The following is a 13465-nucleotide window of genomic DNA, read 5'->3' as shown; positions in this document are numbered from 1 at the left end:
TACATTTAAAGTGGCGAACCGGCGCCATTTACCAGTGTGCCTGAGCTGCCAGCATCATTAAAAAATGCAGCTATGGCAAAAGCAAAAACAGAAACAATTATGCCAATCATAAAAATATTATAAGCCAGCCTTATGAGTTTATATTTTCTGCCCAGCACAACGCCCAGGTAATAAATGTCTTTAATGAGCGAGCCATACAGGTAATCAGTGTCAAGCATCATTTCTCTCATTGCAGCGTTATACTCATCGTAACTTGCTTTATAAAAATTTCCAAAAAAAAGCAGATTGGTTTTTTTCTGTTTTATATCTTCCAAAGTAAATTCGCCGCCAGTCATTTTAGGCCTTGTGGCCAGGATAGAAATTACAATGGTACTAACTGCTACCAGTAAAAAAATAATGGTTGGTATTACTAAATAAGTTTCATCCTGCAACTTGCGAAGTAATACACTTAATATTACAGAAATAATAATAGAATTAACCGAGATAAGAATGTTCGCTTTATGATCGGCCATATCACTCAGCTTTAAATGATTCTCCGATGTAAGGCGAAGCATGGTTTGGATGCCTTTACTCATCAACCCGCTTTTATCTTTTTCAAGCCCTGCAAGTGTACCTACTTTTGGCTGTGGCTCTGCCTCAAGTTCGAGCGTTTTCTTTTTTAATTTTTTTAAATTTTTCATTTTTCTTTTATCGAGTAAGTCTTTACAATAACTTGTATAGAAATGATGATGTTCCAACATCTTTATAGTTCCTTCATTAAATTGAACCTGATCTTTTTCTCCTAACCTGAGTTTGAACTCTTCAAAAACTTCTTTATTGCTCTTCTTAAAATCTTTTGTGCCGAGATGATACGTATCTGCGTCACAAATTATTTCTCCTAATAAATTCTTTGGATTTCTTGGCGCCTTTGTGGCCATGATACAATCTTCAATGGCATTAATTGTCTCTTCTTCTTCAACATAATCCTTCATAAATTTCTCCATGATTTCAACACTCTTTTCTTCATGTTTTGCAGGCTCAGTAAAAAGATGTCCCGTATCATGAAACCATGCTGAAGCAAAAAGAATAAGCATGTCGTTTTCCGAAACTTTATAATGTCCGGCAATTTCCTGCGCACGTTTTACAACTGTTTGTGTATGGCTAAGGTTATGAAACACCAATGCCGGAATTTGCTTTTGCTCAAAAAGCCCAGTTACATATTCTTCAATCTTTTTATAAAGCTTATTATCCATGATTAGAATGTTATATTAAATTTTGTACCTATTGAAAAATTGAAAAGGTTTCCTTCATTTGAAAAAGCAACAGTGGCCGATACAATTGCAAAGTTATAAGGTGAATAATATAAACCACCTCCAAAAGAATCGTGCCATTTATGTGAAGTTTCACTTGGAATCCACACTCTGCCCAAATCATTAAATGCAATTAGCCCAACTGCACCCGGTACAAGGTAAGATTTAGAGTCAAAAAGTTTATACCTGAATTCAGTAGACTGATAAAAAACAGATTTACCGGAGAACCTGTTTTTTCTAAAGCCTCTTAAATAATTATTTTCTCCAAGGTCAAGCGCCTGGAAATATTCATAATTTTCACTAAAGATATGTCCATAGCCAATTCGTAAAACAGTAACGAGCCTTGTTGGATCCTTAAAACTTGCATAAACCGTCATATCAGTTGTAAGCTTTGTTATTTGCCTGCTGCTCTTATTTATGCCAAATAATGATGATATTTCTGTATTCCAATAAACGCCGCGAGTTGGTAAAAGATCGCTATTTATATTATGAATAATAACGGCGACTTTGCCACCCAAATAAGATTTATCTGCATAGATATCTGCAGAGTCAAGCCCTGCCAGCGAAGGCTGGGAAAGTATTTTGCCATTATTATCTGAGGTGTGATTCCAATAGTGATAATAAGAGGGACCAAAAGTGAGTTCAACGAGATGATGAAATCTTTTTCTTAATAAAAGATCGCCTGATAAATAATTGTAGCGCACTTTATAAAAATTGTAACCTTTTGTTTTATCAATTTTTGTTTGATTTCCACGGCCAAAATAATTGTTAAGCACCGTATTAAATAAGGATCCATTTGCAACGATATCATATTTATTAATTACCTCGTTAAACTCGCCGTTATAATTTACCTGGTACTTGCCTGAATTAAAATTGTAAAGAGAAGTAATGGCCTGGTAGGTGGAGTATGGGTCTTTTCGAAAGCTATAAGTTTTTAATGAATAGCCTACACCTGCATTAAGCCCGTCTTCAAGGTTATAGCCAATATTTAATAATGGAAGCCTGTAACTATTGTAATTAAAACCGGTTATATCATAAAGGTTGGCGTTAGGATCGTTGGATATTTGATTTTTGGTTTTGTGAGAGTGCATTATAAAATTGGTGTCTGGCTTAAAATCGTAAATTACATTTCTTACATTGCCCTTAATGTCGAAGGTATCGCGGCCTTTTCCACCTATAATTCTTAATTTAATTTTACTATTAGCCGTGGAGTCCACTTCAAAAATATCGTTCCCATTTAGTCCATACAAGTTAATAAATTTAGTTGTTGAAGAATTGAACGTTCGGTTGAACATAACGCTGGCGGAGTCAGTGCTTCGTTTTCGCTTATAAACGGTTACCTGGAGGTTGTCGCCAGAATTAAACACTTTAAAATATTCATTTTTATTACTGCCAACCACGTTAACTTCTTTCGATAAGAACCTGTAATATTTTATCCCATTTTTTAGAATGAGGTCCCGCCTGCTTTTTAGCTTTGCAGTTATTTTAGCTGAATCCATTTTATATATTTCAGGAGGTAATCTTTTTACCGCATCAGCAATTACAGTATCGGTTTCATCGGCCTGGAATTTAGTGATGATCCTTTTCCATGCATACTCATCGAGGTTGTTCATAAAATACCTGTCAAAGTTTCTTTCTTCCCAGTTAAACCATTTAATATCAGGGTAATGTTTTTTGAAGCCCTGCAGGTAGGGCAACGCTGCAATACTTAATGATTTTATAAACAAGCCATCTGAATAGAAAAATGCCTGGTCCCTGTCGCGTGGAACGGGGTAATATAACTTGCCAACGCCTGTATCCGTTGTTCCAAACCGCCATTGATCAAAATGCCTGTCCCAATCGCCGATCATCATATCGAGTAGCCGTGCACGTAATACACTTTCCTGGTCCATGTGATTCTTGCTGTCTTCCACCAGTTTGTCAATAACCTTTGCTGTACTTTTGGTTTCAGTTTCATCAGAAGTAGGATCGTGAAATTCGAGCAAGCAAATCTTATTGGCGAATTTTGACCTGTAAAAGCCAAGGGCCGGATCATCAGGAACAAAATAATATTGTGGGTCAGCATGTTCTATTTTTGCAGCATCTGCTAAAGGGGGAACCATAAGCGCCCCATAAGGATGTTCTGCGGTAATCATATCTTTCATTATATTTTCAGCAATGTATGGCTTCAAAACTTCGGGTATAGATCCCGTTGGGTCTTTATCAACCGATCTTAGTATCCATTCGTGGCCATCTTTATCTTGCAGGCGTAAAGATTCAGTTTGCTTGCCACCGCCCATGCTTAAAATTTTAAAGCCGCCAAATTGCTTGTTAATTCTAAAAACTTTTAAATGTACCGGTGTGCTCCATTCTTTCCTGTAATTTTTTCCTGCGATAAATTTGTGGATGGATGAAACCTGGTTGTATTGTTTATTTACAGCCACTGTTACACTGTCTTTAAAGTTTGCAGTTGGAATTGCCTGGGGAATTTTTGAAGTATCGGCTGGTTCAGTTGCAATCGCTGAAAAATTCAAGATATTTTTAGAATAACCATGATGTACAGAATCCTGGTTTACTGTATAAAAATCTACATGTACATTTTTATTTTTTGATATTTCCAACGTAGCAAACCCAAGAGCCGCGGCAGCGTATTTTGTTTTGTTGCTGTAAGAAACTCTCGTGGTTTTCGATCCGCCACCGCTTACTATATAATAATTACTGCTGTCTTTAATAAGCTGAAGAGTGTGTTCGTGACCACCGACAAAAATTATGTTGGAATGATTTTTCGTGATATTTTCAATGTTATTAATCATGTTGGCATAAGCCGGATAATGCAGATCCTCAGGTGTGCCGAAGATGCCTCTTACAATTGGATACAGAGAACCAATAACAGGTAATGGGATCCACAGGTTTGGTTTCATTTCAGTAAACGGAAAGATGTGTTGTTTCAAACGAAAGTATCCTCCATGAATTCCATAACTTTTTAAGGTATGATGGCCGGCAAGTATTATTAGCTTTTTAGAATTCCTGTTTATAATATCTTCCAGTTCATTATAAAATTGTTCAGGAGTTTTGAAACCGCAGTCCGATTCAATTCCGGGCCTTTCACCGGGTGATCTTATAAACCATTGGCTGTCGTAAATAACCAATTCAATATCATCGTTGATGCTGTATTCCACAGGCCCCGGGCATCCATCTCTTGGCAGGAACATTATATTTTTACCATTGGAATTTATGTATCTATCCTGGCGATTGACAATTTCAAGACCGTTAGGATCTTCATTGTTCCAGTCATGATTCCCCGGGATGAATATAACTTTTGCCGGAGTGCCTTTTGCAATATTAATTTGCGAATCAATTACTGCTCTCGCAGCTGCATAGCCTGGCATAATATCATCAGGCAAACCGTTATCATAAATGTTATCTCCTAAATAAATGATGGTAGTGTTACTGTTAAGAGGGATCAGATTTCGTGCTGCATCAATAACCGGGGCTCTTCCATAATTAAGTTCTCCGGCATCGCCGATAAGTACTATTCTTGCCTGTATAGAGTCCGCCTGTCCATAACAGATATGGATGACAAAAAAAAGCAAGATAAATAAAATGCATTTTTGCATTACACTCTTTTTTTAGGCTTAAAAATTAATAGGGAAGCAGTGCCATATTTATCGCCTGCTTCATTGGAAATTATCAAATCTCCCCAGGGAGTAAATGAGATGCCTTCCGGTTGGTTAAAGATTACAGGATCTAAAGTGTACACCTCTTTGGTATTACCTTTATTGTCGGTTACAATCAATAATTGATTAGTGGATGCGAGTATCCATACATCTTTCGTAACCGGGTTAATGGTTGCAGCAGAGGGTTTTAATTTAATTTTCTCTTCGCCCAATTTTTCTGCAATTGTTTTTGTGTTAATCAAAAACTGAGATAGAATGTAATGGTCGTTTGAGGGGTCAAACGCCCACGATGAAACTGTATTTTTTTTATCGTCTTCACAATCTTTGCAAATCATAATTATTTTATTGTAATCACTATCATAATACAAAGATTCAAATTCATTTTTCTTTTTATCGTTTCCGGGGAATTTGCTTTTACGGTTAAAAATGGTATCTCCTTTAGCAGAAAAGTTTAAAGCGTCGATATTGCCATTACTTTCCAAAACATAAAAAGTACCATCATGAAGCAACACATCTTCAAAATCATGTGTTTTATCAAATTTCCATTTCTCTGTAAGATAATTTTCATTGAACTTAATTTTATATAGATTTCCATACTCATCTGATATTGCAAATACACTGCTGTCTTTCGGATAAAAGTAAATACCGGAAATTTCAGTAAGGGCATCTCCAAGCTTTAATATATAAGGCTTACTGAGGTCGTATTCTTTGCATGGTAAATTAACCTTGTTTTTAGCAGATGTACATCCTTCATACGAATGAAATTTTAAGAAGAAAAATAAAAGTAACAACGCATTTCGGGGATGCATATAAGCTTTAAAAAGTTTAGTTTGTTAAATGATTACAGTCAATACAAATTCCCTGCCCTAATAGTTTAAACATAAGGTTACATTGAATTTTAAAAAACCGGGCCATGAAATCCTGATTTATTTTAAATTAAAAAAGAGGATTTGTGGTTTTTGGCCTACGCTAACGTCCCAATTCTTAATCAATATTCCAGTAGTATGAAAAATAACCACGTTAAAACGCCATAGGTTGAATTTTTTTTGCTGCTGGAACCCGCAAACTACGAGTAATTTCTCCAAAAGACGGTGCCGTGCTTTCAAAAACCCGATTGCCCTCTTCTGCGATCATGGTAAACGTCCGGTTAGCCAAATAACATTTAACCGGCTAAACCAAGAGCGCGGACGAAGACAAATGCAGGGTTTCTTTAAATATAAAACTTTATTAGAAGAAAAGTTTTACAATTCGCTGAATTGCGTTCATGAGAAAATGGGAAAGCAATTGGGGAATCTATTGCAGAAATTGAGAAATGTTTTGATCTGGGAAACTTAAATTGCGGGTTATAATTTTTTAAATGAAATGAATTACCATGAATACAATTGAAAAAGTTGCGCCATCCGGGACTGAAACGGGGGAGATTATTCAAAACAGCCAGGACTACACCCTGTTTTCCTGGAGCAAGCAAAAAGGAACCAACCCGATAGCAGTTGAACATGCTGAAGGAGTTTATCTTTATGATTATGAAGGGAAACGTTATATTGATTTTTCATCGGGCCTGATGAATGTAAATATTGGTCATGGCGATCAGCGTGTAACCGATGCAGTTATGAGGCAGATGCAACAGGTGAGTTATGTTACGCCATCCTGTGTTACAAAACCCCGCGGGGAACTTGGAAAAAAGCTGGCGGAAATTTGCCCTGGTGATCTAAACAAGGCTTTCTTCACGTTAGGTGGGGCGGATTCAATTGAAAATGCAATTAAACTGGCAAGGTTATATACGGGCAGACATAAAATTCTAACCCGTTATCAATCATACCATGGCTCTACCAATGCAGCAATGACAGCCAGTGGAGATCCAAGAAAAATCCCTGTTGATTCACAGCAGGCGACGAATTTTGTTCATTTCGATTTGCCTTATTTATACCGTTGGGAATATGGTGAAGAAAATTTACTAAAAGAAAGTGTTGCACAATTGGAAAGGATAATTGCTTATGAAGGACCGAATAATATTGCTGCAATTTTATTGGAAGGCGAGTCTGGTTCATCGGGTTGTCTGCAATATCCAAAAGGTTATTTGCAAAAAGTAAAACAACTCTGTAACAAGAATGGAATCCTATTAATCATCGATGAAGTAATGAGTGGTTTTGGAAGAACCGGTAAATGGTTCGGTTTCCAAAATCATGATATCGTTCCGGATATGATTGCAATGGCTAAAGGTATTACCTGTGGTTATTTGCCATTTGGTTGTTTAATGGTTTCGGATAAAATTGCTTCAAAGTTTGATGATACCTATCTTCCTATCGGGCTTACTTATTCTGCTCATCCTGTATGTTGCGCAGCTGCTTTTGAAGTTTTAAAAATTTACGAAGATGACAATCTCATAGAAAATGCCGCAATCATGGGAAGATATATTGATCAAAAAATTGACGAACTGAAAACAAAACACCCAAGTATTGGCGACTGGCGAAATACAGGTTTGCTCGGATGTTTAGAATTGGTGAAGAATAGAAAAACCAAAGAACCTATGGCGCCGTTTAATGCAAAGCCCGATGACATGGTTGTTATGAATAAAGTGGCAGCAAAAATCAGGGAACTTGGCATGTATACTTTCGTTAGATGGAATTACATTTTCATAGCACCACCGTTATGCATAAACGAAAAGCAAATTGACGAGGGTCTTGCGATCATAAGCGAAGCAATTTCAATAGCCGATGGAGAAGTAATTTTAAATTATGAGTAAAAGGTGATAATGTTACAAAGGCTTTAGAAGAATAGCTCTTACTTTTTACGTAACTCAAGATGTAAAAGGAAACTAAACCTGCATTCCTGGAATTACGTAACGCTATGGATTAGCATCAGAATTGAACGGATACATTTTTGCTTGATCTTCTGACGGAGGTAAAACGTTTTGAGAAATATTGCCAAAAGGTTCTAAAACCAAATCGCATTATTTCTCTTCTTCTCTTCCAAACAATTTTCTCAATTCTTCTTTCGATTATCTAAAACTTTTTTTTGCGATGCGGAAATATTTTTTCCGCCACGGTTCTCATAAAAATTAATCATTGACATTGCGGATTGAAAAGGGCCGGCTTTTCTTCTTGTACTATTCTCAGCAGACTTTTTAATGGATTCAGCAATCTTTTTTGGATCTTTTTGTTTAAATACATCTTTCTCCAAATCCATTGCGTTGCTATGTTCTGTTACATCCTTAGACCATTTTTTTGGAGCGGCTTTTTTTGCTGCAGGTTTTTTTGTCGCCATGGTTTTTTTTTAAACGATCAATCATAATGCCAATCTGTTTTCCTTGACTTATGATTTTTTGAAGATTACTAAATCAAGCCTGGCTATTTTATTTTTTCAACAAAAAATAACTTATTACCTTCTCCAAAAATTTCACGCATGAAGTATTTTAAAATATACATCTTATTTTTTCTTTTTATTCCGTCAATAATATTTGCGCAAACCGAGAAGGTTGATACAAATATAATGAACCAGATACGCAAAGAAGGTTTGCAAAATTCTAAAGTGATGAATATTGCTTTTAATCTCACTGATGCAAGTGGACCAAGGCTTACAGCTTCTCCCGGTTTTATGCGGGCTGCTAATTACGCAAAAGATCAGTTAACGAAATGGGGTCTGGTTAATGCAATGCTCGATCCATGGGGCGACTTTGGTAAAAGCTGGGAGCTTGAAAAATCTTATGTGGCCATGACTGCGCCATGGTATAAATCTTTAGAAGCATATCCTAAAGTATGGACAGGTGGGACTGGCGGTTTACAAAATGCTGAAGTAATTCTAATAACCGCGAAGGACTCGGCGGGTCTTGATGCTTATCGCGGTAAACTTGCCGGCAAGATTTTAATCATGGACAGGAGCGATACTTATAAATTAAGTTTTGCGCCCGACGCAACACGTTATAGCGATGAACAATTAGATTCAATGGCAAATATAAAAATGGAACCTATTGATACCGCGGCCATGCGCAAAAGAAGAGAAGAATTCAGAAGCCGGTTTCGTGGGGAGCAAAGCATGCTGAATAGTTTAAAATCAATGGCAATAGGAGAAGGCGCAATCGCAATGTTTACGAGTAGCCCGCGCAATCATGATGGAACTATTTTTGTGCAACAGGCAGGTCCATACAAGGTTACTGACCCGGCTAACTTTTTAGACATTGCATTACAATGGGAAGATTACATGACGATTGTTCGTTTACTTAGAAATAATGTTCCTGTAAAGATGGATATAGATGTTGAAACAAAATTCTTTAATGACGATACGAAAGGCTACAATGTGATTGCTGAAATACCCGGTACCGATAAGAAATTAAAAGACGAAGTAGTAATGCTTGGGGGTCACCTTGATTCATGGCAGGGTGGCACAGGTGCTACAGATACCGGGGCAGGTTCTATGGTTATGATGGAGGCAGTAAGAATTTTAAAAGCTATAGGAATAAAACCAAGAAGAACAATTCGTATTGCATTGTGGAGTGGGGAAGAAGAAGGTCTGCTCGGCTCCAGGGGTTACGTAAAGAAAACTTTTGCTGATCCTGCAGATATGAAATTATTACCGGCACACGAAAAATTTGCCGCCTATTTTAACGTAGATAATGGTACCGGAAAAATTCGTGGGGTTTATTTGCAAGGTAACGAAGCAGTTCGCCCTATCTTTCAGCAATGGCTAGTACCATTCAATGATTTGGGTGCTAAAACACTTACAATAAGCAATACAGGGGGCACCGATCATTTATCTTTTGATGCGGTGGGTTTACCCGGTTTCCAATTCATACAGGATCCGCTGGAATATGGTACCAGGAACCATCATAGCAATATGGATGTGTATGACCATTTGCAGGAAGATGATTTGAAACAGGCTGCAGTAATTGTTGCTGCATTTGTTTATGATGATGCTGCTATGAGAGAGACTAAACTCCCACGAAAAGAGTTGCCAAAAGCAAATCCTAATGGGAGAGGATTTTGATTTATGAGACAGTCGCTAACAGTGAAGCTTACATGTAAATTAATTGTGAGAAACATTAGCTGCATTAAAATACACTTTAAATAGCTTTTACTTAAATATTTTTAGTATGCCCAACAAAATAAACTGGCCCGAGGCCATTAAGCCATTACTTAAAAAATACAAAGGCAAACAACACCCGCTTGAATACAAAAATGTTTACCAGTTAATCGTGATGGTTGTATTATCTGCACAGGATTCAGATAAACATATCAACCAGATTGCCCCTAAATTTTTTGAAGTATTCCCCGACATGAAAGCTTTATCGAAATCAACTCCTGAACTTTTATTGAAGTATGTAAGTGATGTACGCAATTTCGGCAACAAAGCAAAATGGCTTTCAGAAATGGCACAAAAAATAAAAGATGATAAAAATATTCCATTCACATTAGAAGAACTTACCGTGTTGCCTGGCATTGGAAGAAAATCCGCAAATGTAATATTGCGTGAGTCGGGTAAAGAACCCGAGGGCGTAATTGTTGACCTGCATGTAGTTCGCGTCGCGCCAAGGCTGAGTATAGCTTCCGGCACTGATCCCAAAAAAATTGAAAAACAAATTATGGAAGTACTTCCACAGAAAGAATGGGATGCTGGTATGGCAATGTCATTTCTTGGACGAGAAATTTGCAGGCCAACAAATCCCAAATGCGAAATATGCGTGATGAATACGGTTTGCGTTTTTTACAATGAAAATAGAAAAAGCAGGTAAACCTCCAAGAGATTTAAAAATTTCTCTTACTTCGTATAACCTTTTCAGTTATGAAAGCAAAATTCATACTTTAATTCATGATTAAAATAATATTTTTTAACTTTCATTATAATTTTTTATATCATGAAAAAAATTGCCTTCATTATTTGTTTTTCTCTAAGCATAATTGTTTCATTTGCACAACAGCCTTCTTTTATTACGGATAGCATTGATGGTTATATTAATAGCGGAATGAAACAATGGAATGTCCCGGGCCTTGCTATTGTGATTGTGAAAGACGGGAAAGTAGTTTTAATGAAGGGCTATGGCGTTAGAGATATAAAGACAAATGAACCAGTAGATGAAAATACTTTGTTCATGATTGCGAGTAACAGCAAACTTTTTACTGCTACCAGCCTGGCGCAATTGGAGTATGATAAAAAATTATCGCTTGATGATAAGATAACGAAATACTTTCCAACTTATCGTGTGTATGATTCAACTACTACTCAATTAGTAACTATACGGGATATGCTTTCGCATCATCTTGGTACCAAAACATTCCAAGGCGATTTTACTTTTTGGAACAGGACACTTTCAAGTGCTGAGATTATGAATAAGATGAGATTGCTAAAACCTTCGCAAAATTTCCGGCAGTCTTTTGGTTATTGCAACAGTTGTTTTTTAACAGCAGGAGAGGTTATTCAAAAAGTAACAGGAAAGCCATGGGCAGTATATGTAACAGATAGCATTTTGCAGCCGCTCGACATGGCGAATACGCATGCCTTGGGAATGGGTATGAGCCAGATGCCTGATGCTTCTAAACCTTATACCAATAATTTTACCGGTGAGATTACAGAATTGCCTTATGATGATGTAGACAACCTTGCGCCGGCCGGGAGTATTGTAAGTTGCGTGAAAGATATATCGCATTGGTTGCTGCTGCAACTCGATAGTGGTAAATATGATGGCCGCCAGATTATTCCATGGCAGGTATTGCAGCGTACACGGCAAATGCAGACTATAATTTCAAGTACTAAAAGCCAAATACTTCCGAGACATTATTATGGTTATGGTTTGGGAAATTTCCAGGGGGATTATAATGGCAGGCAGGAGTATGAACACACCGGCGGAGCAGATGGTTTTGTTACTAATGTTTGTTTTGTGCCCGAAGAAAATCTGGGTATTTCTATCTTAACAAATAATGATAACCAGGATTTTTTTGAAGCCTTGCGTTACCAGATCCTTGATGCTTACCTGGGAGTAAAATATGTTAGCCGGGACAACCAGTTTTATCAATTCTTCAAGCCTGAATTTAATGCTACAGTAAAAAAAGTAAAAGATTTGCAGGCCAGAGTGAAAGGTAATAGGCCCACGCGAGAATTAAAAACCTATGTTGGTAAATATAACAATGAATTATTTGGAGAGGTAACCATTACCCAACAAAAGAATGATTTGTTGCTTCATTTTTCGCACACTCAAAATCTGACAGCAACTCTGCAATATATGGATAATGATGAATGGCTGCTCACCTATAGTAATCCAGCGTTCGGTATTTTTCCTTTAAAATTTAAAACTACCAACGGCAAATTATCGATGGATGTAAAAGTGAATGATTTCCTGGAATTTGATCCATACACTTTTGTGAAAGAATAATTCTTTTTCATTGCAGAAACACTTTTTTGAAATAAATCATGTCAGGTATTTTCTGCCTTGCAATCTGCTTTGTGATGAATTGGAAAATTACATGAATTAGCTATATAACATAATTTATTTGCATTCTGATGCAACTGTTTTGCTTTTTCAATCATTGATATATCGCTTACCACAACTAGTGGATATAAAATTACTTCTGTAAAATAGCCCCCACCATCTTTGGTTTCCTGCATTGTTCCTGTGGCGTTATCAATATAATCAATAACAATAACGCCTGCTTCTGAACAAAGATGTAAATACCAAAGCATGTGGCAGGTGGATAGTGAAGCAATAAATAATTCTTCAGGATTATACATTCTTTTGTCTCCACGAAAAGAAGGATCTGATGAGCCATGAATTATTTTTTTTCCATTAGCGCTTATCGTATGGCTTCTTTCCTAAGCTGTATAATTACTTGTTCCCTTTCCCGAATTACCTGTCCATTTAATATCAACTTTATAGTAATGATTTTTCATTAATAATTTTTTACAAAACTAAATGTTACGCAAAAATAGAATCCTGAAAGGAATATTTATTCAATTCTTCAAGGTTGCAATTCTTATAAAGGGAACGAACAAACGAAAACAAAATTAAGAATGCCTTTTGTTTAATTTTCTCTAATAAAAAAACCATGAGCCATTAAGCTCATGGTTACAATTAAAGTTTTAAACATTATGCTTTTGTAACCGATGCTTTACCAATTAGTCCAAGTATCAAGGCCACTACTGCACCCGTAATAGCTGACATTAATGCAAAAATTCCGATATCACCTACAACTCCTGTAGTGGTAGTAAGATTTGAAGTTCCGTAAGAAATTAAGTCGTAAGATGCGGCCATTAAAAGCCCAATAGCTGCACCGGTTAATAATCCTGAACCGACGGTTCTAACATTTGATTTTATAAAAACATAAGATAAGAGAAAACCTCCAAAAATATTTCCCAAGGCAAGAGCCCACCATACAAATTGGTCCATCGACCTGCTGACGCCGGTTGCAGTGCCAGCATTCTTCATGAAAAAATCTGAGAAAAGATTGCCATAAAATACATACCCGAGTAAAAAATAAATAATGCCTCCAACTATTCCGGCGATAAGAAATTTTTTTGTGTTCATAACTGTTTACT

Annotated in this window: 10 protein-coding genes; 4 read left to right on the top strand and 6 right to left on the bottom strand. The window is 36.7% G+C overall.

Annotated elements, in window-relative coordinates:
• Positions 1–5 precede the first annotated feature (5 nt).
• From FW778_RS01020 to FW778_RS01010, 3 genes are read right to left on the bottom strand one after another with little or no spacing between them, the layout of a single operon-like run.
• Complete coding sequence (locus tag FW778_RS01020; RefSeq protein WP_150412712.1) at positions 6–1232, bottom strand: Pycsar system effector family protein; 1227 nt, start codon at positions 1230–1232, stop codon at positions 6–8.
• 2 nt (positions 1233–1234) lie between these two features.
• The gene (locus tag FW778_RS01015; protein ID WP_150412711.1) at positions 1235–4885 is read right to left on the bottom strand and encodes a BamA/TamA family outer membrane protein; all 3651 of its coding nucleotides are present in this window, start codon (positions 4883–4885) and stop codon (positions 1235–1237) included.
• Positions 4885–5754, bottom strand: coding sequence for an SdiA-regulated domain-containing protein (locus tag FW778_RS01010; protein ID WP_150412710.1), 870 nt, complete (start codon positions 5752–5754; stop codon positions 4885–4887). Before FW778_RS01010 ends, FW778_RS01015 begins: the two co-directional genes overlap by 1 nt.
• A gap of 563 nt (positions 5755–6317) precedes the next feature.
• Between FW778_RS01010 and FW778_RS01005 the strand changes: the two genes are divergently transcribed.
• Entirely contained in the window at positions 6318–7688 is a 1371-nt protein-coding gene (locus FW778_RS01005; RefSeq protein WP_150412709.1) for an aminotransferase class III-fold pyridoxal phosphate-dependent enzyme, read from the top strand.
• Between the two features lie 239 nt (positions 7689–7927).
• Here FW778_RS01005 and FW778_RS01000 read toward each other — a convergent pair whose 3' ends face one another.
• Positions 7928–8209: a DUF3175 domain-containing protein gene (locus FW778_RS01000; RefSeq protein ID WP_235905995.1), complete on the bottom strand. Its 282-nt coding sequence runs from the start codon at positions 8207–8209 to the stop codon at positions 7928–7930.
• A 138-nt stretch (positions 8210–8347) separates the two neighbouring features.
• Here FW778_RS01000 and FW778_RS00995 point away from each other — a divergent pair, with 138 nt between their 5' ends.
• From FW778_RS00995 to FW778_RS00985, 3 genes are all read left to right on the top strand, one after another.
• Positions 8348–9925, top strand: a complete 1578-nt coding sequence (locus FW778_RS00995) for a M28 family metallopeptidase (RefSeq protein ID WP_150412708.1) — start codon at positions 8348–8350, stop codon at positions 9923–9925.
• A gap of 106 nt (positions 9926–10031) precedes the next feature.
• On the top strand, positions 10032–10670 hold the full coding sequence (locus tag FW778_RS00990) for an endonuclease III domain-containing protein (protein WP_150412707.1): 639 nt from the start codon (positions 10032–10034) through the stop codon (positions 10668–10670).
• A 123-nt stretch (positions 10671–10793) separates the two neighbouring features.
• Positions 10794–12305 (top strand): serine hydrolase, encoded by a 1512-nt coding sequence (locus tag FW778_RS00985; RefSeq protein ID WP_150412706.1) that lies wholly within the window; start codon positions 10794–10796, stop codon positions 12303–12305.
• Between the two features lie 41 nt (positions 12306–12346).
• On the opposite strand, the gene FW778_RS00980 is transcribed toward FW778_RS00985, so the two are convergent.
• Together FW778_RS00980 and FW778_RS00975 are read right to left on the bottom strand one after the other, a co-directional pair.
• Positions 12347–12661, bottom strand: coding sequence for an OsmC family protein (locus tag FW778_RS00980; protein WP_235905994.1), 315 nt, complete (start codon positions 12659–12661; stop codon positions 12347–12349).
• Positions 12662–13016: 355 nt separating this feature from the next.
• Entirely contained in the window at positions 13017–13454 is a 438-nt protein-coding gene (locus FW778_RS00975) for a DUF1761 domain-containing protein (RefSeq protein WP_150412705.1), read from the bottom strand.
• Between the last annotated feature and the right edge of the window lie 11 nt (positions 13455–13465).

The organism is Ginsengibacter hankyongi, from assembly GCF_008710285.1.
Lineage (GTDB): Bacteria > Bacteroidota > Bacteroidia > Chitinophagales > Chitinophagaceae > Ginsengibacter > Ginsengibacter hankyongi.
Note: the sequence above shows the minus strand (reverse complement) of the source record. Positions and strands in the feature narration are given on the sequence as shown.